This is a genomic window from bacterium (assembly GCA_030685015.1).
Classification (GTDB): Bacteria; CAIWAD01; CAIWAD01; order CAIWAD01; family CAIWAD01; genus CAIWAD01.
In genome coordinates this window covers 1-20,977 of sequence record JAUXWS010000089.1, presented here as the reverse complement: position 1 = coordinate 20,977, position 20,977 = coordinate 1, and the positions used below count along the sequence as shown (strand labels likewise).

General features: G+C 68.9%; 20 protein-coding genes and 2 tRNA genes. All 22 read right to left on the bottom strand.

Annotated elements, in window-relative coordinates:
- Positions 1–421: 421 nt before the first annotated feature.
- Positions 422–498: transfer RNA gene (locus Q8O14_13250), tRNA-Pro, on the bottom strand.
- A complete protein-coding gene (locus tag Q8O14_13245; protein ID MDP2361693.1) occupies positions 489–812 on the bottom strand; it encodes a MerR family transcriptional regulator in 324 nt (107 codons plus the stop codon). Before Q8O14_13245 ends, Q8O14_13250 begins: the two co-directional genes overlap by 10 nt.
- A 56-nt stretch (positions 813–868) precedes the next feature.
- Entirely contained in the window at positions 869–1,636 is a 768-nt protein-coding gene (locus tag Q8O14_13240; protein ID MDP2361692.1) for a polysaccharide deacetylase family protein, read from the bottom strand.
- Positions 1,637–1,664: 28 nt separating this feature from the next.
- A complete protein-coding gene (gene dut, locus Q8O14_13235) occupies positions 1,665–2,108 on the bottom strand; it encodes a dUTP diphosphatase (protein MDP2361691.1) in 444 nt (147 codons plus the stop codon).
- A complete protein-coding gene (locus Q8O14_13230; protein ID MDP2361690.1) occupies positions 2,105–3,343 on the bottom strand; it encodes a pitrilysin family protein in 1,239 nt (412 codons plus the stop codon). The genes dut and Q8O14_13230 overlap by 4 nt, the downstream gene beginning before the upstream one ends.
- Before the next feature lie 67 nt (positions 3,344–3,410).
- Positions 3,411–5,651: a polyribonucleotide nucleotidyltransferase gene (locus Q8O14_13225; protein MDP2361689.1), complete on the bottom strand. Its 2,241-nt coding sequence runs from the start codon at positions 5,649–5,651 to the stop codon at positions 3,411–3,413.
- Between the two features lie 225 nt (positions 5,652–5,876).
- Positions 5,877–6,140: a 30S ribosomal protein S15 gene (rpsO, locus tag Q8O14_13220; protein ID MDP2361688.1), complete on the bottom strand. Its 264-nt coding sequence runs from the start codon at positions 6,138–6,140 to the stop codon at positions 5,877–5,879.
- Positions 6,141–6,162: 22 nt separating this feature from the next.
- Positions 6,163–7,113, bottom strand: a complete 951-nt coding sequence (ribF, locus tag Q8O14_13215) for a riboflavin biosynthesis protein RibF (protein ID MDP2361687.1) — start codon at positions 7,111–7,113, stop codon at positions 6,163–6,165.
- Complete coding sequence (truB, locus tag Q8O14_13210) at positions 7,110–7,856, bottom strand: tRNA pseudouridine(55) synthase TruB (GenBank protein MDP2361686.1); 747 nt, start codon at positions 7,854–7,856, stop codon at positions 7,110–7,112. The genes ribF and truB overlap by 4 nt, the downstream gene beginning before the upstream one ends.
- Positions 7,856–8,248 (bottom strand): 30S ribosome-binding factor RbfA, encoded by a 393-nt coding sequence (rbfA, locus tag Q8O14_13205; GenBank protein ID MDP2361685.1) that lies wholly within the window; start codon positions 8,246–8,248, stop codon positions 7,856–7,858. The genes truB and rbfA overlap by 1 nt, the downstream gene beginning before the upstream one ends.
- 3 nt (positions 8,249–8,251) lie before the next feature.
- Complete coding sequence (infB, locus tag Q8O14_13200; GenBank protein MDP2361684.1) at positions 8,252–11,173, bottom strand: translation initiation factor IF-2; 2,922 nt, start codon at positions 11,171–11,173, stop codon at positions 8,252–8,254.
- Entirely contained in the window at positions 11,154–11,507 is a 354-nt protein-coding gene (locus Q8O14_13195) for a hypothetical protein (protein ID MDP2361683.1), read from the bottom strand. The genes infB and Q8O14_13195 overlap by 20 nt, the downstream gene beginning before the upstream one ends.
- A gap of 7 nt (positions 11,508–11,514) precedes the next feature.
- Entirely contained in the window at positions 11,515–13,038 is a 1,524-nt protein-coding gene (gene nusA / locus Q8O14_13190) for a transcription termination factor NusA (GenBank protein MDP2361682.1), read from the bottom strand.
- Between the two features lie 17 nt (positions 13,039–13,055).
- Positions 13,056–13,511 carry a ribosome maturation factor RimP gene (locus Q8O14_13185; protein MDP2361681.1) on the bottom strand — a complete coding sequence of 152 codons (456 nt, stop codon included), beginning with the start codon at positions 13,509–13,511 and terminating at the stop codon, positions 13,056–13,058.
- Between the two features lie 237 nt (positions 13,512–13,748).
- On the bottom strand, positions 13,749–14,429 hold the full coding sequence (locus tag Q8O14_13180) for a hypothetical protein (protein ID MDP2361680.1): 681 nt from the start codon (positions 14,427–14,429) through the stop codon (positions 13,749–13,751).
- Between the two features lie 48 nt (positions 14,430–14,477).
- A tRNA-Arg gene (locus Q8O14_13175) sits at positions 14,478–14,551 on the bottom strand.
- 426 nt (positions 14,552–14,977) lie between these two features.
- Entirely contained in the window at positions 14,978–15,835 is an 858-nt protein-coding gene (locus Q8O14_13170; GenBank protein MDP2361679.1) for a DUF3078 domain-containing protein, read from the bottom strand.
- A 210-nt stretch (positions 15,836–16,045) separates the two neighbouring features.
- Positions 16,046–17,341, bottom strand: coding sequence for a cell division protein FtsZ (ftsZ, locus tag Q8O14_13165; GenBank protein MDP2361678.1), 1,296 nt, complete (start codon positions 17,339–17,341; stop codon positions 16,046–16,048).
- An 83-nt stretch (positions 17,342–17,424) separates the two neighbouring features.
- Positions 17,425–18,666, bottom strand: a complete 1,242-nt coding sequence (gene ftsA / locus Q8O14_13160; GenBank protein MDP2361677.1) for a cell division protein FtsA — start codon at positions 18,664–18,666, stop codon at positions 17,425–17,427.
- Positions 18,663–19,937, bottom strand: coding sequence for a cell division protein FtsA (gene ftsA / locus Q8O14_13155; GenBank protein MDP2361676.1), 1,275 nt, complete (start codon positions 19,935–19,937; stop codon positions 18,663–18,665). The genes ftsA (Q8O14_13160) and ftsA (Q8O14_13155) overlap by 4 nt, the downstream gene beginning before the upstream one ends.
- Positions 19,930–20,658, bottom strand: a complete 729-nt coding sequence (locus Q8O14_13150; GenBank protein ID MDP2361675.1) for an FtsQ-type POTRA domain-containing protein — start codon at positions 20,656–20,658, stop codon at positions 19,930–19,932. Before Q8O14_13150 ends, ftsA (Q8O14_13155) begins: the two co-directional genes overlap by 8 nt.
- Positions 20,648–20,977: UDP-N-acetylenolpyruvoylglucosamine reductase (locus Q8O14_13145; protein ID MDP2361674.1), on the bottom strand; the 330-nt coding region annotated here is incomplete at its 5' end. The genes Q8O14_13145 and Q8O14_13150, both read right to left, overlap by 11 nt.

Here is a 20,977-nt window from a genome sequence, read left to right as displayed (position 1 = left end):
GCGCTTCACTCTGCGCATCGCATCCAGCACCCGCAGGTCGGATATTCCGCGATGCTCGATCTGCGTGTGCACCATCTCATCTCTTGATAACTTGTAATTTAACAAGAATATAGCCTTGTAATCCAGAAGATCCTGCGTTATAGTCTTCCCCAGTCTATCTTTAACTTTTGAATATAAGAAGAAAGCGTTGCACTGTCAAGCTGAAGCCTAAATTGCGAACGTATATGACCTAAATCCCATGCGAAAATCAAATAGAGAGATGGATTTTTCGCACCACTCTTGAGATTCAGTACTGTTCCAAGATCGAGGCGATGCTTGAAATGAATAATCAAATATGTCGTATGGGAAATAAGCTATCACACTGAAGATCGAGAATTCAGAGCGAAAAAAAGCCCTGCATATCACGTGCAGAGCTTTCATTTGGTCGGGGCGACTGGATTTGAACCAGCGACCCCTTGACCCCCAGTCAAGTACGCTACCAGACTGCGCTACGCCCCGATTGTCTTGTTCAGCAATTTCAAAATGGCCTGGATCTCCGCCCGCAGGCGGACGCGCCCTTCCTCGGGCGAACGCCGCAGCTGCCGCCGCGCCCCCTCCAGGCTGTACTTCTCCCCGTGCACGAGGTGTTGGATGCGGCGGATGAGCTCCACATCCTCCGCCCGGTAGCGCCGGGTTCCCCCCGCGCTCTTTCTGGGCTCCAACTCCGGGAACTCGGACTCCCAGAAGCGCAGCACGTGCGCCTCGAGCCCCGTCAGTTCGCACACCTCGCCGATGCTGTAATAGAGCTTGCCGCCCGCCGCCTCGGATTCCATGAAGGCCTCCGGAAAGGGTCACGTGGCAGGGGCGAAAGGTAGCCAAGGCGGGCCGCTCAAACAAGATGGGGCGGGTGGCCGCCGCCCACGAGGGACGCCAGCCAGGCCCCGCGGGCGGCCAGGCGCTGCAGGTGATCGGGCGGCGCCCCGTCCAGCATGGCGCGGAGGGCGGCGGGGCCATGCAGGGGATAAACAAGATGGCGGCGCCGGCAGAGGGGGTGGTCGTCCCCCCGGGCGTTGCCGAAGCCCAGGCGCAGGCCGGCCGCCTCAGCCACCAGCACGGCCCGGCGGTCGCAACGGCCGTAGGGCCAGGCCAGGGCGTGGACGCTGCGGCCGAAGCGCAGCTCCAGCTCGGCGCGGGCCTTCACCACTTCCTGCTCCAGCACAGCCAGCCCGCGGCCGGCCAAGTGGCGGTGGCTGCGACCGTGCAAGCCCAGGGACCAGCCCTCCGCCAGCAGTCGCGCGATGCCGTCCTCGTCCAGGTGGCGGAAGGGGCGCCCCGCCAGGCTGCGGTCCCAGCCGTTGTCCAGGCCGATCCAGTCCAGCACGGGGAAGAGGGTGGCGGGCAGGCCGCGGCGGGCCAGGACGGGATGGGCCTCCTCCGCCACGCAGACGTAGGCGTCGTCGAAGGCCAGCAGGCAGAGCCGCTCGTCATCGCCCTGCCGGCCCCGCCGCCCCAGGTAGTCCTCCAGGCTGATGGCGCGGGCGCCGTGGGCGACCAGGGCCTCCACCTGCTGGAGGAAGCGTCCGGGAGACACCACGGTGAGGCCCGCTTCCCGCCGCCGGGAGATCTTGTGCCAGGTCAGGACGGGAATGGGCCGCATCGGCGCCGACCTCCATGGATCCGGGGGGTCAGGCTCCCGTGTGGCCGAAGCCGCCGGCGCCACGCTCCGTCTCGGGAACGCGCGCCACGGGCTGCCACTCCAGGCGCTCCACCTTGGCCAGCAGGGCCTGGCAGATGCGCAGGCCGCGTGTGACGGTGAAGGGCTCAGCGCCGAAGTTGCTGAGGATGACCTGCACCTCGCCACGGTAGTCGCTGTCGATGGTGCCCGGGCTGTTGAGCACGGCCAGGCGGTGTTTGAGGGCCAGGCCCGAGCGGGGCCGGATCTGCAGTTCGTAGCCCTTGGGGATGGCCACTTTGAGGCCAGTGGGCAGCAGGCGGGTCTCGCCCGGGGCCAGGACCACCTCCCCCTCCACCGCGGCGTGCAGGTCGAGGGCGGCGGCGCCCTCCGTCTGATAGGCGGGCAGCGGCAGGTCGGCCCCGTGGGGCAGGCGTTCCACCTTCACGCGGATCATGCGTCCTCCTCGGGCAACAGGCGGCTGATGTGCAGGGTGTCCGGATCCAGCCAGTGCCAGGCCGCCTCGGCCAGGCTCTTCACGCTTTGGCGTTCCAGCCGCTCGAGCCGCTCGTCGATGGACACCAGGCGCCCGTAGCGCAGCTCCCCCTTGGCCAGCTGGGCCATGCGGCTGATGCTCTGCTCCTGGGCGATGAGCCAGCCCCCGCGCATCTGGCGCCGGGCGTGCTCCAACTCCTCCGCATCCGCGCCACCCTCCCGCAGGCTGATGAACTCGGCCCGGCAGGCCGCCTCCACCTCGTCGACGCGGGCCGCGTCGCAGGCGAAGTAGGCGCCGAAAGCGGCCCCGCGATCCAGGCTTTCCTGCCAGGAGAAGACCGTGTAGCAAAGGCCCATCTCCTCCCGCAGGCGCTGGAAGAGGCGGCTGCTCATGCCGTCCCCCAGCAGCAGTGTGAGCAGGCTGAGCGCCGGCAGTTGGGGGTGGGAGGCGTCGGGTCCGCTGCGCCCCATCTGCACATGGGCCTGACGGCCGAAGCCGTTGAAATGGTCGCTGCGGCCCGGGACCACGACGGGCGGCGGCGGCACCTCCAGACGCCCGCCGGGCAAACCGCCGAAAAGGGCCTCGGCCCGGCGGTGGAGGAACTCGTGGTCCAGGTCGCCGGCGTAGGCCAGCACCAGCTCCCCGCCCCGCTGGAAAGTGGCGGCGAAGCGGGCCAAGCTGTCCCGGTCCACAGAGCGCACCTCCTCCTCCGTCCCCTGCACGGGCAGGCCCCAGGGGCTGGCGGGGTACATGTCGCGGAAGGCCTGGTCGTAGAGCAGCTCGTCGGGGCTTTCCTCCACCTGGCGGATCTCGTCCACGATGACGCGCTGTTCCTTCTCCAGCTCGCGAGGGTCGAGCACGGAATCGAGCAGCATGTCCGCCAGCAGGTCCAGGCACAGCTCCCAGTCCTCGCCCAGGGAATTGCAGTAGAAGGAGGTGTTGCCCCGCCCGGTGGAGGCGTTGAGCTGTCCGCCCCGGTTCTCCACCAGACGGCTGATCTCCCGGGCCGAGCGGGTGCGCGTTCCCTTGAAAACCATGTGCTCGAGCAGGTGGGTGATGCCGCCCGGCCAGCCCTCCTCCCCGCTGCTGCCGCGCCGCAGCCAGAGGCCGAGGCTGCAGGCGGGGGCGCCAGGCATGCGCTCGCTCAGGACGACCAGCCCGTTGTCCAGGACGCTGCGCTGCAGATGTTGTTCCATGCCGCCTCAGGATGGAATCAGCCGGCCACGCGGACCGGCTGATTCATTGTTGTCAGATGGGGAAGGGTTAGTAGCGCCGTCCGCCGCCACCGCCCGAGCCGCCGCGGCCCCGGTCGCCGCCGCCCCGGCCGCCGCGATCCCCGCCCCGGCCCCGGTCGCCCTCCGGACGCGGCGGGCGCGGACGCTCCACGTAGCCCTCGGGCTTGGGCAGCAGGGCGCGGCGCGAGAGGCTGAGCTTGTTGTTCTCCGCGCTCTGGAGCAGGACCTCGATCTTGTCCCCCACCTTCAGCACGTCCTCCACGCGCTCGGTGCGCGCCCAGTCGATCTCGCTGATGTGGAGGAGGCCCTCCTTGCCCGGCATGATCTCCACGAAGGCGCCGAACTCGACGATGGAGACGATCTTGCCGGTGTAGACCTTGCCCACCTCGGCCTCCGCCACCATGTCGCGGATCCAGTTGACGGCGCGCATCAGGTTCTCGTTGTTCTCGCTGGCGATGGTGATCGTGCCGTCGTCGGCGATGTCGATCTTGGTCTTGGTCGACTCCTGGATCTCCCGCACCATCTTGCCGCCGGGCCCGATGATCATGCCGATTTTGTCCACCGGCACCACCACCGCCTCCAGGCGCGGCGCGAAGGGCGACAGCTCGGGCCGGCTCGCGGCCAGGCACTCGGCCATCTTGCCGAGGATGTGCAGGCGGCCCTCCTTGGCCTGCAGCAGCGCCCGCTCCATGATCTCGAAGGAGAGGCCGTCGATCTTGATGTCCATCTGGAAGCTGGTGATGCCGTCCCGCGTGCCGCAGACCTTGAAGTCCATGTCGCCCAGGTGGTCCTCGTCGCCCAGGATGTCGGAGAGGACGGCCACCTTGTTGTTTTCCATCACCAAGCCCATGGCGATGCCCGCCACCGGCTTGTGCATGGGGACGCCCGCCGCCATCATGGCCAGGGTGCCGGAGCAGACCGAGGCCATGGAGCTGGAGCCGTTGGATTCCAGGATCTCGCTCACGATGCGGATGGTGTAGGGGAAGCTGTCGCGGATGACCTGGCCCTTGAGAGCGCGCTCGGCCAGGTTGCCGTGACCGATCTCGCGGCGGCCGGTGGAGCCCAGGCGCCGCACCTCGCCCACGCTGTAGGGCGGGAAATTGTAGTGCAGCATGAAGTTGCGGCTCTTCTCGCCCCAGATCCCGTCCATGCGCTGGGCGTCCTGGCCGGTGCCCAGGGTGACGGTGCCCAGGGACTGGGTCTGGCCGCGGGTGAAGAGGGCGCTGCCGTGGGTGCGGGGCAGCACGTCCACCTCGCAGGTGATGGGGCGGATCTCCGCCGTGCCGCGGCCGTCCAGGCGGCGGCCTTGCTCGACGATGGCCTGGCGCATCACCTCGCCCATCTGGTCGTGCAGAACCTTGCCGACCAGGGCCTTGGCCTCGTCCAGGGCCTTGAGGGCCTCCGCCGCGCCGCCCTCGGCCGCCTCCACATAGGGGGCGAGCAGGGAGGTCTTGAGGGCGTCGTAGGCGGCGTTGCGCTCCGTCTTGTCGGCGATGGCGCAGAGGCGCGTCATCTCGGGCCGGGCGGCCGTCTCGAAGGCGGCCTTGAGCGCCTCGTCCACCTCGGGCGGCGTCACCGGCCACTTCTCGATGGCGCCCAGCTCGGCCAGCACCTCCTCCTGGAGGGCGATGATGCGGCGGATGCGCTCGTGGGCGAAGCGGATCAGCTCCAGCATCTCGCTCTCGCTGATCTCCCCCGATTCGCCTTCCACCATCGTGATGGACTCCTTGGTGGCGGCCACCACCATCTCCACGTCGCTCATGGCCAGCTGGTCGAGGCTGGGATTGACGACGGGCTCGCCATGGATGCGGGCCACCTGCACGGAGCCCACCAGGCGCCGGAAGGGGATGGGGCTGGCGCAGAGGGCCAGGCTGGCGGCGCAGCAGGCCAGGGGGCCGGGATCGCAGCTGCGGTCGTAGCTGAAGACAGTGGCGTGGATCTGGGTCTCGTTGCTGAAGCCCTCGTCGAAGAGGGGACGGAGGGGCCGGTCGATCAGGCGGCTGTTGAGCACCTCGCTCTCGGCCGGACGGGCCTCGCGCTTGAAGAAGCCGCCGGGAAAGCGGCCGGCGGAATAGAGCTTCTCGCGGTACTCCACCTGCAGGGGGAAGAAATCCTGCCCGAGACGGGGCTTGGTCTCGGCGCAGACGGCGGCCAGGATCACCGTGTCCTCGAAGCGCGCCCACACCGAACCATGGGCCTGCCGGGCCACCTTGCCGATCTGGAAGCTCAGCCGGCGGCCGTCCAGGTCGATGGACTTTTCAATCATCATGCCGTTCTCCTTGGTCTGGGAGCCCGCTGGCTCCGGATGGGGTCGAACGGCCGCGGTCCAAAAGGAGGCACACCGGCGGGAAGGCGGGTCCGGGCCGGGATCGACCTGCCTGCCGCTGTGCCTGGTTTCGGCGACGCGTCCGTTCAACCAGTGCCTGTCAAAAAATAAGGGCCGCCCCCGACGCCGGGAGCGGCCGCGTTCCCAACTCGATCAGCCGGACACCACCTAGCGACGGAGTCCGAGATCCTGGATCAGGCGGCGGTAGCCATCCAGATCCACGCGCTCCAGGTAGGTCTGGAGACGGCGACGCTTGCCCACCAGCATGAGCAGGCCGCGCCGGGTGTGATGGTCCTTGGTGTGGATCTTGACGTGCTCCGTCAGTTCCTTGATCCGCTCGCTGAGCAGGGCGATCTGCACGGCGGCGCTGCCCGTGTCCGTCTCGCTCTTGCCGAACTTGGCGGCGATTTCCTTGATCCGCTGCTTGTCCATGGCGCTCTCCTTGTCGTCCAGGTCAGCCGCCCCCCTCCTGGGTTGCCAGCCGGTCCTGAATGCGGTGGCGATCCTTCTGCAGCTGGGCCGCCAGCTGCTCCCCTGAATTGAACCGCATAGTATCGCGAACGAAACCCAGGATATCAACCTTCAGCACCTGCTCGTACAAGCTCTCCGCAAAGTCGAAGAGGTGGATCTCAGGCTGCCTGGCGTTCTCGCCGAAGGTGGGACGGGGGCCCAGGTTCATCATGCCGGGGAGGCGGCGGCCGTCCATCAGCCGGGCGGCCACGGCGTAGACCCCGTCACGGGGCATCATCTGGCGGGAAGAGACCTCCAAGTTGGCCGTGGGGATGCCCAGGCCCCGGCCCCGCCCCATCCCCGGAACCACCCGGCCCTGGAAGCGGAAGGGCCGCCCCAGCAGCCGGGCCGCCGCCTCCACCCGCCCGGCCTGCAGTTCATGGCGGATGCGCGTGGAGCTGATCCGCTCCCCGTCGACGAGGACGGGTTCGACCACATCCAGCGCGTAGCCCAGTTCCCGGGATAGGCGGCGCAGCAGGTCCAGGTCGCCACCGCGGCCCTGGCCGAAGGCGTGGTTGTCCCCCACCACCAACCGGCGCATGGCGAAGTGCCGCAACAGCCCGTCGCGCAGGAAGCGCTCCGCCTCCCAGCGGGCCAGTTCCGGCGTGAAGTCCAGCAGCACCACGCGGTCGAGGGCGCAGGCGGCGAGCAGCTCCAGCTTTTCCTCCTCCAGGGTGAGACGGGCCACCGGGGGCCGTCCCAGGTCGGCCAGCACCTCGCGGGGATGGGGCTCGAAACTGATGAGGACGGCCTCGTGGCCGTCGGCCCGGGCCAGCTCCGCCACCTGCTCCACCAGCCGCCGGTGGGCCAGGTGGAGGCCGTCGAAGGAGCCCAGGGTGAGGACGCTGCCGGCACCGGGCCGGATCCCCTCCAGGGCGCCCCGCTCCACTCTCATGCCTCCTCCCCCGTCCCGCCGCTACCCAGCAGGGCGCGCAGACCCGCCGGGTCGAGGGCGCGCTCCACCTCGTAGCCGCCGATGCTGGTGCGGCGCAGCTCCTGCACCAGGGCCCCGCAGCCCAGGGCGCGCCCCAGGTCGCGGGCCAGGCTGCGCACATAGGTTCCCTTGCCGCAATGCAGGTCCAGGTCAAGCCAGGGAGCCTGCCAGTCGGCCACGGCCAGGGCATGGACGACGACGCGGCGGGGCGGCCGCTCCACCGACTGCCCGCGGCGGGCCAGCTTGTAGAGGCGCACGCCCTGGATCTTGACGGCGGAGTGCATGGGGGGAATCTGCTCGATCTCCCCTGTGAAGGCGGGGAGGAGGGCCTCGATCTCCCCGCGGGAGGGCAGCGGGCCGTCCCAGGTCCCGCCCAGTTGCCCGGTGCGGTCGTGGGAGTCGCTCTCCCGGCCCAGCAGGAGGCGGGCCCGGTAGCGCTTGTCGGAGCCGGTCACCGTTTCCTGCCACCGGCAGGCTTGGCCGGTCAGCAGGATGAGCAGGCCGCTGGCGAAGGGATCCAGCGTGCCGGCGTGGCCGATCCGCCTGATCCCGCTCAGGCGGCGCAGGAGGCTGACCATGGCGAAGGAGCTGGGTCCACTGGGTTTGTCGACGAGGACAAGGCAGCCCCCGGCCAGCTGGGCGGGGGTCGGCACGGCGCCGCCGCGATCCACGAGCAGTGCCTCTTGCGGCGGCCGGCCGGGCATCAGGACTCCGGGTTCGGGTCGCCGCCTGCTTCGCCCGCCTCCTCGGCCCGCTCGGACTGGATGCGGCGCAGCAGCTCCTCCACCTGTTCGGCGCGGTCCAGCGACTCGTCGAGGAGGAAGCGAAGGATGGGCACGGCGCGGATCCGCAGGCGGGCCGCCAGGGCGCGGCGGATCTCCTTGTTGCGGTGCATCAGCTGGCGCAGCATGGTCTCGCGCTTGTCCGCGTCCCCCATGACGGCCACGAAGACGTTGGCGTGGGAGAGATCGGAGGAGAGACGCACCTCGCCCACCGTGATCTGGGCGGCCAGCTCCCCGTGCTCGCGCAGCAGGATGCCGCCCAACTCCTTGCGAATCTGCTCGGCCACGCGTTGCTGGCGCTTCTCGCTGGCCATGGCTCAGCGCCCCTTCCCTGGCTCGGGCGCCATGTCCAGACGGCGCACGATCTCCCTCAGCGAGAAGACCTGGATGAGATCCCCCTCGCGCAGGTCGTTGAAACCGGCCAGCTGGATGCCGCACTCGAAGCCTTGGGCCACCTCCTTGACGTCCTCCTTGAAGCGCTTGAGGCTTGAGAGGTCGCCCTCGTGGACCACCGTGTTGTCGCGCACAAGGCGGGCCTTGGCGCTGCGCTCGATCTTGCCGGAGACCACCATGCAGCCGGCGATGGCCTTCTTGAGGATGCGGAAGACCTGGCGCACCTCGGCCGTGCCCAGCACCTCCTCCTCCACATCCGGCGCAAGCATGCCCTCGAGGGCGGCGTGGATCTCCTCCACCACTTCGTAGATGACCTTGTAGAGGCGCACGTCCACGCGCTCCCGCTGCGCCAACTCGCGGGCGTTGGGGGTGGGCGAGACATGGAAACCGATGATGATCGCCCCGGAGGCCTTGGCCAGCAGCACGTCGCTCTCCGTGATGTTGCCCACGCTGCGGCTGATCACGTTCACGCGCACTTCCTGGTTCTGCATCTTCATCAACTCGTCGGCGATGGCGCCGATGGAGCCGTCCACGTCGCCCTTGATGATGACGGGCAGGTCGCGCACCTCGCCCCGGGCGATCTGCTGGGAGAGGCTGGAGAGGGTGAAGGAGCTGAGCCGTTGCTGGCTCTGCTCCCGCTGGATTTGCTGGCGCTTGAGGGCCACGGCGCGGGCGTCGCGCTCCGTGGCGTAGACGGCCAGGCTGTCCCCCGCCTGCGGCACGCTGTCCAGGCCCAGGATCTGCACGGGCGCGGCGGGGGGCGCCGTGTCGCGCTGGTTGCCCCGCTCGTCCAGCATGAGGCGCACGCGGCCAGCCGCCGTGCCCGCCACCACAATGTCGCCCTTGTTGAGGGTGCCGCGCTCCACCAGCACGGTGGCGATGGCGCCGCGGCCCTTGTCCAGCTTGGAGTCGATCACCACCGCCTTGGCCGGACCCTCGGCCACGGCCATCAACTCGAGGACCTCGGCCCGCGTGAGGATCTCATCCAGCAGGCGGTCCATGCCGGTCCCCTGCTTGGCGCTGACGTCCACGCACTGGTATTGGCCGCCCCAGTCCTCGACCAGGATGTTGATGCCGGCCAGCTCCTTGCGGATCTTCTGCGGGTCGGCCGACGGCTTGTCGATCTTGTTGACGGCCACGATGATGGGCACCTTGGCGGCGAGGGCGTGGTCGATCGCCTCGCGCGTCTGCTCCTGGACGCGGTCGTCCGCCGCCACCACCAGCACCACGATGTCCGTCACCTGGGCGCCGCGGGCGCGCATGGCGGTGAAGGAATGGTGGCCCGGCGTGTCGAGGAAGGTGATGAGCTGGCCCTTCCAGTTCACCTCATAGGCGCCGATGTGCTGGGTGATGCCGCCCGCCTCGCCCGCCACCACGTTGGCCTTGCGGATGTAGTCGAGGACCGAGGTCTTGCCGTGGTCGACGTGGCCCATGACCGTCACGACGGGATGGCGCGTCACCGGCACGCCCGTCTCGATCTCCTCCTCGGCCTCGTCCTCCCCGTCGTATTCGGACAGGAACTCCACCTCGAAATCGTAGTCGTCGCAAAGGATCTCGATCAGCTCGCGCTCCAGGCGCTGGTTGATCGTGACCATCGTGCCCATCATGAAGGCCTTCTTGATCAGCTCGCTGACCGGCACTTCCAGCAGCTCGGACAACTCGTTGGTGGTGATGAACTCGGTGACGCGCAGAACGTTGGTCTCCTCGTTCAGCTCGCCCACGCCGCGCAGCTTGCGGTGCTTGCGACGCCGCTTGCCGCTCTCCATCGCCTTGGTTGTCTCCTTCACCGCCGCGCGGATCTCGTCCTCGCTGATCTTGACCTTCTTCCCCTTCTTGCGCTTGCGCCCGCCGGAGAGGTCGGTCGGCTCGTTCTTGGCCTTCTCCAGCTTCTGCAGGCGCAGCTCCTCGGTCTTCGTCTTTTTTCCGCTGCGCTTGCGGCCGGCGTCGCCTCCGCCATCGGCGGACTTGGCTGGATCACGCTCGCGGAAGCCCGGCTCGCCCGGTTTGGGTGTCGCGGCCGCTGCCGTGCCCGTGGCCGCCGCCTCGACCTCGGTCTTGGTCCGCTTGGCCGAACGCTTGCGGGCGGGTTCGGGCTCAGGATCCTTGTGGATGCCCAACACCCGGCCCGGCCGGAAGACAGGCAGGCCGATCTTCTCGCCGACCTGGTCCAGGTGCTCCACAATGCGGCGTCCGGCGCCCGTCGTGGTGGTCTTCTCCGCGAGCGGTTCGGCGACCGCGTCCTCCAGCGCGCCTTCGGCCGGGGCGGCCACCGGCTTCGCGTCCGGCTCCGCCACCGCTGTCCCATCGACGGGCTGTGGAAGCTCCGGCGCCGGGGGCGCCGCCTCCTCGGACGGGGCGGCCAGCGGCTCTTCGGCGACGCTTTCGGTGCTGGCCGTCGCGCGCTCCACCGCGTCCAGGACCGCCGGCTCGGCCTCGGCGACCACCTTGGCCCGCCCGCGCTTGCGCGGCGCGGGCTCGGCCTCAACGGCCGGAACGACCTCGGGAGCCGGGGATTCAATCACTTTCAGGCTGCGCAACCGCTCCAGCGTGGCGGACTGGACCTTCTCCCCCTCGCCCGAGCGCAGGATGTCCTCCACCGCCTCACGCCGGAACTCGGCCCGGTCGCCGCCGGGCTCGGGCTTCTTGGGCGCCTGCTCGGCCAGATATTCCTTGTGGCGCTGGGGAGCGTACTTGGCCAACATGGCCGTGTACATCTCCTCGCTCAGGATGGCGTTGGGTCCGCTCGGAGCCTCGAAGCCTTCCTTGACGAGGTGGTCGCTCACGTGCGACACCGTCAATTGCAGCTCCTTGGCCAGGTGAATCAGCTTATGCTTCTTGGCAGCCACCCTCGTCTCCCGTGTTGAGCGGACCAAGCCGGGCTTCCAGACCGCGGCGGAACCCGCCGGCGGCCAAACCCACGGCCCTTACTCCCCTCGTCCCCAGCACAGCGTTGAGTTCCGCCATGTCTGTCACCGCCACCACGCGCGTGCGGCCGTCCGCCGCGCGCCACTCCTCCAGCTCCCGCCAGCTGCGCGCCGAGAGGGCCGGATCGGCCAGGATCAGCAACGGCTGTCCCTGGCGCACCGCCTCGCGCAGGCGATCCATCCCGATGAGCAGGGCGCCGGCCTTGCGGGCCAGCCCCAACAACCCCCGAGCCGCCGGATCGAGGCCGTGTTCCACGCCGCGCTCACTCCTGTCCCTGGCTGTCGAAATCGCCCAGGACGCGCATGATCTCCTCCAGGTCCTCCCGCGCCAAGCCGGTGCGCTCCATGGCCTGGGCCGAGGAGTCGGTCAGGAAGTCCTCGACGTAGGTGTAGCCACCCTGCACGAGGACGTCCTTGTAGGCCCGCGGCAGGTCCACCACGTCCATGATCTTGAAATCCTGGAAATAGGTGGAGACGCTGCGGCGCGCCTGGCGCAGGGTCTCCTCGGGCAGGCCCGTGCGCTCGAGGAGGTTGGCCATCGGCTCGTCCAGCAGGCGCTCGGCCAGGTAGATGCCGGCGTCGATCAGCCGGCCCGCCACCTCGTCGGGAATGCCCACCACCTCGGTGATCTTGAGATCCTCCTCGATCTCCTGCTCATGCAGCTGCATGGCCAGATGCTGGGTCTCGTTGACCAGCTCCAGCTGATAGCCGGATATCTCGCTGGCCAAGCGGAAGACCATGTCGTCCATCGGGTTGAAGACGAACTCGGCCTCAGGCTGCCCTTCCAGGCGCTTCATCTGGCGCTCGATCATCTTCTCGTACTCCTCGTCGCTCAGCACGACGAGGGCGCGCCCCGGATCCAGCAGGCGCACCACCAGCGGCTTGTTGGGGCTCATCGCCTTCTTGATGAAGGTGGCCGGATCGCTGGCGTGGTCGATGATGTCGATCTTCTCGTTGATCAGCTCCTTGACGATGGCCTGGATGCGCACGCCCTTCATGCCCACGCAGGACCCCACCGGGTCGATCCGGCTGTCGGTGGACTCCACCGAGATCTTGGTGCGCCGGCCGGGCACGCGGGCGATCTTGCGGATGTGGATGATGCCGTCGGCGATCTCCGGCACCTCCACCTCGAAGAGGCGGCGCACGAAGTTGGGGTCGCTGCGCGAGACGATGATCTCCGGATCGCGATTGTTCTCCCGCCGCACGTCCTTGATGAGGACGCGCAGGGGCAGGCCGCGGTGGTACTTCTCGGACTTGACCTGCTCGATGGGCGGCATGCGGAACTCGACGCGGTCGATGTTGAGGATGACCCCGCGGTTGCGATCCACCTGGTGCACGTCGGCGTGGATGATCTCCCCCACCCGGTCCTTGTATTCGTCGTAGACGGCGTTCTTCTCGATCTCGCGGATCTTGTGCATCAGCGCCTGCTTGAGGTTCAGGATGGCGCGCCGCCCGAAGGTCCGGTAGTCGATGATCTCGACGAACTCGTCCCCCACCTCGATCTCCGGATCGTGGGTGAGCGCCCGAGTGAGTTCCATCTGCAGGTGCTCATTCTCCACCTCGCCGTCGGCGACCACCTCCCACTCGCGGTAGATCTCGATGTCGCCCTTGTCCATGTTGAAGGTGACGGAGAAGTTCTCCTCCGAGTCGAAGCGCTTCTTCAGCACGGAGATGAAAGCCTCCTGGACCACCTCCTGGAAGTCCTGGCGGTCGATGTTCTTGCTCTCCAGCAGCTGGATCACGGCGTCGACGATGCCGCCGCTATCCGTCTTGCGCACTTCCTTCATCAGAAGGCACTCCTTGCTTACCACTCCAGCGAATGGTGGATGGCCTGGATCCGCTCCCGGCCCACCTTCACGACTTCTCCGTCCACGTCGATCCCAATGCCGTCCCCGTCGCAGGCCAGCAGGCGCCCCACCAGCTCCGGCGGCGACTCCACCTCCCGGGGGATCCGGGCCAATCGCACCCTCACCCGGCGCCCCACCGCCCGGGCCAGCAGGCGGGGATGTTGCAAGGGGCGGTCCAGGCCCGGGGAGCAGCACTCCAGCCGGTAGCGCCCGGCCACGAGATCCTCCTCGTCCAGCACCCGCCCAAGGCTGCGGCTCAGGTCGGACAGCTGCTGCACTGTCACCCCGCTGTCCGTGTCCACCACCACCCGCAACACGCGACCCTTGCTGTCGCCCGTCAACTCCAGCGCGACCAGGAAGAGGGGTTCCTGGACGAGACCCGCCAGGCGACTGTTCAGATCCTGATCTGGCATGCGGTCTCCAAACAAAAAGTGGGCCGAGCCCACTTCCATCTTTTGGACGGAATTCCTGTCCCCCCTCGGCACCCCCAGGGCGGCCGACGGCGTGGGACAGTCCCTCCGCGGGCAAGACCGGCCGCGGGGCCGATCCTTCCGGCATGGCCGGCGGAAGGGAATGGTTCCGGGTCTTGGAACCTGCCAAGCCCATGCCTGGCACGGGGCCGGTCCCTGCGCAGAGGGCCCGGCGACGGATCAGCCGCGGGCCTTCATGCGGGCCTGGACGACCTCGACCCGCGATTTGACGGCGGCCTTGGGATACTTCTCCAGGATGCGGTCCAGCAGGGGCAGGGCTTCCGCCGCCTTGCCCGCCTGCTCCCAGCAAAGGGCCGCGTTGAGCAAGTAGACAGGCGCATTGAAATTGCCCTGTTCATCCATCAGGGCGGCCTTGGTCCAGGCGCGGGCCGCATCCTCCCACTTCCGCTCGCGTTCGTCGCACACGGCCAGTCCCGCCTGGGCGGCGGCCGTCATGAAGTCCTGGCCCTTGGCGGCGGCCAGGAAGGCCGTCAGCTCGCTGCGCGCCTCGCCCAGCTGCTCGGCCTGCAGGGCGTTCATGCCCAGGAAATAGCGGGCTTCCCGGCCGGAGCGCGTGCCGCCGTACTCGTCGCGCATCTTCTCCAGCAGGGGGCGGGCCGCCTCGACCTGCTCGATCTCGATGAAGGCCGTGGCGCGTCCCATCAGGACGGCGGCGCGCTCCTCCTTCAGGCGGCCGGCGTGCAGCACGGCCATCACGATGAGCGCCACCGCGGCCAGGGCGCCGGCGGTGCCGATGTAAGCCCACTTGTGGCGGGTGAGGGCATCCGCCGCCTTGACCACGAAGGTCATGAAGGCGTCGTGTTCGGCCTCGTCGCGCAGATCCGAGCGTTCCAGGTTCATCCATCCTCCCGCTTGCCTGCCGCCCCGCTTCCCCGCAGCCCAGGATCATGCCCCCGAGAGGACTCGAACCTCTGACCTACGGGTTAGGAAACCGCCGCTCTATCCACCTGAGCTACGGAGGCGCAGAAGCCGCACAAGGTAGAGTTCAGGTTGTAGGGAAACAAGATGGCGCAAGGGGGAAAAGCACCAAAGGCCTTCATCGCTATCGCTAACGCTATCGCTATCGGGATCGGGATCGCTAGCGGGATCGGGATCGCTATCGGTATCGGGATCGGTATCGGGATCGCAATTGGGATGGGGATCGCCGATACCCGCCCATCCATGTCGATTCGACTCCCCCTGCTTGGCGGTGGTCCCGGGTCCAGCACTTCGCGACAGCAGCCAGCCAACCCAGATGCCAGCGCCAGAGGCGCAAACCGTGGAACCAGAATTCGTGGAGCAGATCCAGGCAGAGCTTGGCATCGCTCCTTGTCGCTTGATCCTGATCCCGATAGCGATACCGATACCGATACCGATACCGATCACTGGATCTATGCGTTGGGCAGTGTCTACAGCAGGGTGTAGACCACCCCGATGGCCAGGTTCTGCTTCCACTGCCTGACCCGGCTGATGTCGGCGTCGCGCAGGACGCGCACATTGAAGCTCATCTGGATGGACTTGGTCAGTTTGGCCACGAGGCTGGTGTCCCAGTCGCTGTCGATCTCGTCGAAGGCCTTCAGGTTGGAGAAAAGCACGAGGCTGCTTTTCAGCGAGACGTTCTCGTTGAAGGCATGGCTGTAGTCGGCCTTGGCCTCGGCGCCGAACTCGCTGCGCAGGATCTCGACCTCGCCGGTGGTCTCCGGGTCGTCAGCCCAGGGATAGTCCGCGCTGGAGATGGTCTGCTTGGCGGCGGCGCCCAGCTTGAGCTTGAGATTGGCGACGGGTTCGATCCCCACGCCGGCGCTTTCCGTCAGGTAGGCCGGCTCGAAGATGGCCGAGTTCTGCGCCTTGGTGCCTACGGCGTCGTCATAGATGTAGCCGTTGGCCAGCTGGGTCATGAAGCTGCCGGACAGGTAGGGGCGGATGTACAGTTCGCGGTTGAAAGTGTAGGTGGTGCCCAGTTTCAAATCATCGGTGGATTTGCGGAAGTCCCGGTCCCCCAGCTTGGTTTCGCCGTAGGCCAGCTTGCCCGTGAACTCCCAGTCGGCCCGGCCCAGGTGGCGCACGGCTTTCCCGTTCAGCTCGGTCTGCCAGGCCGTGGCATCCTCGCCACCGCCCTGCCAGTTGTCGAAAGTGGCCTGGGTCAGATTCAATCCAGCCGTGGCCGTGCGCTCCCAGGCGGGTGGCGGTGACGAGGCGCCCTGCGCCAGACCGGCGACGGTCAGGAAGAGCAGGGTCGGCAGGGCGGTGCGCAGCGTGCGGCGCATGATCGATCTCCTCGCTTGGTGTGACTGACCAAAAGTGGACTCTTCCCAGGGGGGGTGCAAGTTCCGGTCGGCGCTCCACCCTGGATGACGATCCACCGGGCGGAACAACGGAGGGCGACCGGCCGGAAATTGGAACCGGCCGGCCTTGCGGCCGACCGGTCCCGGTCGGGACAGGGCCATGAACACCCCGCCCCGGACTTCTTGGGGAAATCAATCCATGGTGCGGCGCAGGAAGGCTGGCGTGTTGAGGTCCTCCTGCGGCTGGGCCGGCGCCGGCTCCCGGGAGGCGGGCCGGAAGGGCACGTGGCGGCTTCCTTCGGCGGGCTCGGCCTCCTGGGCCGCCCGCGCCGGGGTCAGATGCTGTACGGACAGGTGCTCGGTCTCGGATGGCTCCCAGCTGATGAGGAGCGGCGCCCCGGGGCGGTTCTCGGCGGCGACGGCCGGACGCGGCGGGCGCACGGTGGAGGCGGCCAGCGGCCGGGCCGGCAGGGCGCGGGCCGGGCTGCTCTCCTCCTCGCGGCGGGCGGCCGGATCCAGCCCGGTGGCGATCACCGTCACGCAGATGCGATCGGCCAGGGCGGGGTCGGTGACGGCGCCCAGGAAGATCTCGGCGTCCTCGCCCACCGCCTCGGCGATGGTCTGCATGGCGTCGTTGACGTCCATGAGCGACATGGTCTCCCCGCCCGTGATGTTGACCAGCAGCCGCTGGGCGCCATGCACGGAGTACTCGTCCAGGAGGGGACTGGAGATGGCCTGCTCGGCGGCCAGATGGGCGCCGTAGGCGCCCGCCCCCAGTTCGGCCATGCCCACGCCCATCAGGGCCTCGCCCGGCACTTTCATCACTTCGCGCACGTCGGCGAAATCCAGGTTCATGAGGCCGGGCACGGTGATGAGATCGCTGATGCCCCGCACCGCGGAGAGGAGCACCTCGTCGGCCACGTTGAAGGCGTCGCGCAGACCCAGGTGCTGATCGACGATGCTCATGAGGCGCTGGTTGGAGACGACGATGAGGGTGTCCGTCTGCTCCCGCATGGCGGCGATCCCCTCCTCGGCGCGGCGCATGCGCGGCCGCATCTCGAAGTGGAAGGGCCTTGTCACCACCCCCACCGTCAGCGCCCCCGCCTCGCGGGCCAGGCGCGCCACCTCGGGGGCGGCGCCCGTCCCCGTGCCGCCGCCCATCCCCGCCGTGACGAAGACGAGACTGGCGCCCGCGAGCAGGGCCCGCAGCTCGTCGGCATCCTCGTGCACGGCGTCGCGGGCCAACTCGGGTCGCGCCCCGGTGCCCAGGCCCCGCGTCAGCGTCTTGCCGATCTGCACCCGGACCGGGGCCGTGTTCTGGCCCAGCGCTTGGGCGTCCGTGTTGACCACGACGAACTCCACGCCCCCCACCTGGGCGCGGATCATGCGGTCCACGGCGTTGCCGCCCGCCCCGCCCACTCCCACCACCACGATGCGGACACGCGGCTCCTGCGGCCGCTCATCCAGTTCGAACAACAATCCTGACATGGCCTTTCTCCCCAAAAAGTCCTGTCCGCCCCGCGCCGTCCCAGCCCTTTCCCCCGGGTTCATGGTCCGGGAGAGGAGCCACCCTACAAGGCCACCTGCCGGCGCAGCCGGTTGACCCAATTCATCAGAGTGATGCGGGAGCGGGCGCCACCGCTCACCGGGGCATGGCGCAGGGCATGCTGCACCAGTCCGATGACGGGCGTCCATTCCAGCACCGCCGGACCCGACTCCAGACCCTGCACACCGCGCGGATAACCCAGCCGCACCGGCAGCGCGTAGCGCTCGCGCACCAGCTCGACCAGGCCCTCCAGGCAGGCGCCGCCGCCGGTCAGGACCACGCCGCCGCCCAGCATCCAACGCAGGTTGGCCAGCTCCAGCTGACGCTCGACCAGTTCGAGGATCTCCTCCATGCGCGGCCGGATCACTTGGCAGAGCTGGCTGCGCGAAGCCCGTTCCGAGGACTCCCCGCCGGCGAACTCGATGGTGAAGCGCTCGTCGCGCTTGATCAGCCGGTCGTCGCAGCTGCCGTAGGTGCGCTTGATGCGCTCCGCCTCGGAGCTGGGCGTGCGGAAGGCGCGCGAGATGTCGCTGGTGATGGCGGCGCCGCCCAGGGGCACGCTGGCGGCATGGCAGACGCGACCCTCGGCGTGGAGGATGAGGTCGGTGCTGGCCGCCCCGATGTCGAGCAGCAGCACCCCCAGCTCCCGCTCGTCCGCGCTAAGCAGGCCGGAGGAGGCCAGGGTGGTCAGGCTGACCGTACCCACCTCGACGCTGGCCTTCTGCACGCAGCGCTTAAGGCTCTCCACCGTGTTGACGGGCACGGAGAGGAAGTGGGTGCGGCACTCCAGGCGCATGCCGTGGAGGCCGAGGGGGTTCTGCACGCCCTCGGCGCCGTCCACCAGGTACTCCTGGGGCAGACGGTGAAGGATCTGGCGGTCGATCTGCACCGTCTGCGCGCTCTCCGCCTGCTCCTGCAGCTGGCGTAGGTGGTTCTCCTGGATGAGGCTGCTGCGCAGGTCCTGGGGATTGCGCGTCACCAGCAGGTGCGCCTCGCGGGCCGAGCAGTCCAGGTCTGCGCCGGAGACGCCCAGATGGATGTCCTCGATCTCGATGCCCGCGGCGGCCTCGGCGGCGGCGATCGCCTCCTCGACGGCCAGGATCATCGGCTTGACGGCGACGGGCATGCCGCAGCTCAAGCCCTTTGACGCGGCGGCCCCCGCCCCCAGCAGGTTGATCCGATCCTGTTCGACCCGCTCCGCGACGATGACACGGATGGTGCCGTGCCCGATGTCCAGGGCGCTCTGCACGGCGCGACCGGTCGTCATGTCGTCCTCCTTCCCTTCAGGATGTTGAAGAATTGCCCCATTCGTCCACTGCGCCGCTCCGCCTCCGGACCATGGACCTGCAGCCTGTCCAGCAGCGGAAAGCCCTCGTGCGAGAACTCGGGCAGCCCGGCCGCCTCGAGGGCCAGCAGGCCCAGACTCGTCAGGTAGCCCGGGTTGTCCAGGATGCCGCGCGGGCCGATGTAGTGCTCGCAGCGACCCCGGCGGGTGCGCAGGCCGGTGACGCTCTCGGCGTACTCGGCCAGGCCGTTCATGGCGGCGCCGCCCCCGGTCAGCACCAGGCCGCCGCCCAGTCCCTCCAACAGGCTGAGGCGGCGCGCCTCCTTCACCACGTGCTGCAGGATCTCCCGCACGCGGGCCTGCATGACACGGCCCAGCATGTCCAGGGAGACGCTCTGCGTGCCCTCGCCGTCCACCAGCGGCACGGTCAGGCGTTGCTCGCTCTCGCGCCGCCCGGGCGAGACCCGGCCGTGGCGGATCTTCAGCTCCTCCGCCTCCAGCAGGGTGGTCTTGAGCACGGCGGCGATGTCCCGCGTCACGCGGTCGCCCGCGTAGCGGAAGACCCAGCTGTGCTGCAGCGCCCCGTCCACGAAGTAGAGGGCGTCGCAGGTGCCGGCCCCGAAGTTGAGCAGCACGACGCCCTGCTCGAGGTCCTCGTCGCCCAGGGCGGCCAGGGCGTCCGCCAACGGACTGAAGACCATGCGGCGCGGCTCGCACTCGGCCAGCTGGAGGCAGCGCTGCAGGTTGCCGCGGTTGGTCACGCCGGCCAGCACGAGGTGAGTGTCGACGCCCAGGCGGCAACCCTCCCGGCCCAATGGGTCGACCAGCGGCTGGCCGTCCAGGTGGAAGCGCTGGGGAATGGCGTGGAGCAGGTTCTTGTCGATGGAGAGCTGGACGGACTGCGAGTTGGCCATCACGCCCTCCACCTCGATCTCGCTCACCACGCGGCCGCGCCCCGGCTGCCCGGCCAGGGCGATGTTGCCCGAGCTGTTCATGCAGCTGATGTGCGCGCCGGAGATGGCCACGGCGGGGGGCGGCATCTTGAGGCGGGCCATGTTCTCGGCGTGCCGCACCACCTGCAGGACCGTGTCCCGCGCCGCGTCCAGGTCGACGATGAGGCCCTGGCGGACGCCGCGGCTGGGGGCGAAGCCGATGCCGGCCACGTTCAGCATGCCGCTCCTGTCCACCTGGGCGATGAGGGCCACGACCTTGGAGGAGCCAAGGTCCAGCGCCGCGACGACGGGCTCAGACATGGCCCTTCCTCCATACCACCTGATTGACGAAGCGCAGATCCAGCTCGCCATCGCGCTGGAGCAGGTCCGGGCGCGTGGCGGCGACGATGCTCAGCAACGAGAGACCGTGCCGCCATTGCCCGGCGTTCAACATGACGCGCGGCGGGGCCTTCTCCAGCCGCAGGACCGGGTGCTGGCCCCACTCCAGGCGGGCAACCTGGGCATAGAGGGCGGGGAAGGCATGCTTCAGCTCCACCAGTCCGGCGGCCGCCGCCAGCCATTCGTCGGCGGGGACGGCCAGCACGGGCAGGTCCAGGGCCACGCCGGAGCGAGGCAGGGGCAGCAGGCGCCCGCCGGTGCTCAGGATCCGCACCCGGCCGTCGCGGATGGCCCAGGCCAGCGCCTCGTCCTCGGACACCTCCACCTCCACGGCGTCCGGCCAGCGCTTGACCACGCGCAGCCCCGTGATCCAGGGGTCCCCCGCCAGCTCCGCCTTGAGCAGATCCAGGTCCAGCTGGACCAGGGGCGTGCCCCGGCGTCCGTCGAGGACCTCCGCCAGGCGCGCGCTGTCCGCCAGGCAGGCGCCACGGATGACGTGGGCGCGCAGCTGGAAGGTCTCGCCCCGGCGCACCCAGAGGATCGATCCCGCCAGCAGTGCCAGCAGCAGCAGCGGCAGCAGCGACAGGACGAGGAGGCGCAGGGCGCGCCGCCATCCCCGGCGGGGACCACGTTCAACGGACATGGCGGAACTCCTCCTCCAGCTCCACGCCGAAGCGCTCCCGCACCGTCCGCTTGACCAGGGCCACCAGCGCCAGCATGTCCCGCGCCGTGGCGCCGCCCTCATTGACGAAGAAATTGGCGTGGATCGTGGAGACGACGGCGCCGCCCACCCGTGCGCCCTTCAAGCCGGCCGCCTCGATCAGCCGGCCCGGGTAATCGCCGGTGGGCCGCTTGAACACGCTGCCGCAGCTGGACTCCCGCAGGGGCTGCGTGTCGCGGCGGGTGTGGGCCATGGTTCCCATCCGCGCGCGGATGGCCTTCGGCTCGTCGGCCTTCAGGCA

Bases quoted from the DNA above. Each gene is read 5' to 3' on its own strand.
- rpsO (MDP2361688.1), bottom strand. From the start codon at position 6,140: ATGGACAAGCAGCGGATCAAGGAAATCGCCGCCAAGTTCGGCAAGAGC.
- Q8O14_13245 (MDP2361693.1), bottom strand. From the start codon at position 812: ATGGAATCCGAGGCGGCGGGCGGCAAGCTCTATTACAGCATCGGCGAG.
- Q8O14_13150 (MDP2361675.1), bottom strand. From the start codon at position 20,658: ATGTCCGTTGAACGTGGTCCCCGCCGGGGATGGCGGCGCGCCCTGCGC.
- ftsZ (MDP2361678.1), bottom strand. From the start codon at position 17,341: ATGTCAGGATTGTTGTTCGAACTGGATGAGCGGCCGCAGGAGCCGCGT.
- Q8O14_13185 (MDP2361681.1), bottom strand. From the start codon at position 13,511: ATGCCAGATCAGGATCTGAACAGTCGCCTGGCGGGTCTCGTCCAGGAA.
- Q8O14_13180 (MDP2361680.1), bottom strand. From the start codon at position 14,429: ATGAACCTGGAACGCTCGGATCTGCGCGACGAGGCCGAACACGACGCC.
- rbfA (MDP2361685.1), bottom strand. From the start codon at position 8,248: ATGGCCAGCGAGAAGCGCCAGCAACGCGTGGCCGAGCAGATTCGCAAG.
- dut (MDP2361691.1), bottom strand. From the start codon at position 2,108: ATGATCCGCGTGAAGGTGGAACGCCTGCCCCACGGGGCCGACCTGCCG.
- ftsA (MDP2361677.1), bottom strand. From the start codon at position 18,666: ATGACGACCGGTCGCGCCGTGCAGAGCGCCCTGGACATCGGGCACGGC.
- ftsA (MDP2361676.1), bottom strand. From the start codon at position 19,937: ATGTCTGAGCCCGTCGTCGCGGCGCTGGACCTTGGCTCCTCCAAGGTC.
- nusA (MDP2361682.1), bottom strand. From the start codon at position 13,038: ATGAAGGAAGTGCGCAAGACGGATAGCGGCGGCATCGTCGACGCCGTG.
- Q8O14_13240 (MDP2361692.1), bottom strand. From the start codon at position 1,636: ATGCGGCCCATTCCCGTCCTGACCTGGCACAAGATCTCCCGGCGGCGG.
- truB (MDP2361686.1), bottom strand. From the start codon at position 7,856: ATGCCCGGCCGGCCGCCGCAAGAGGCACTGCTCGTGGATCGCGGCGGC.
- Q8O14_13170 (MDP2361679.1), bottom strand. From the start codon at position 15,835: ATGCGCCGCACGCTGCGCACCGCCCTGCCGACCCTGCTCTTCCTGACC.
- Q8O14_13225 (MDP2361689.1), bottom strand. From the start codon at position 5,651: ATGATGATTGAAAAGTCCATCGACCTGGACGGCCGCCGGCTGAGCTTC.
- Q8O14_13230 (MDP2361690.1), bottom strand. From the start codon at position 3,343: ATGGAACAACATCTGCAGCGCAGCGTCCTGGACAACGGGCTGGTCGTC.
- ribF (MDP2361687.1), bottom strand. From the start codon at position 7,113: ATGAGAGTGGAGCGGGGCGCCCTGGAGGGGATCCGGCCCGGTGCCGGC.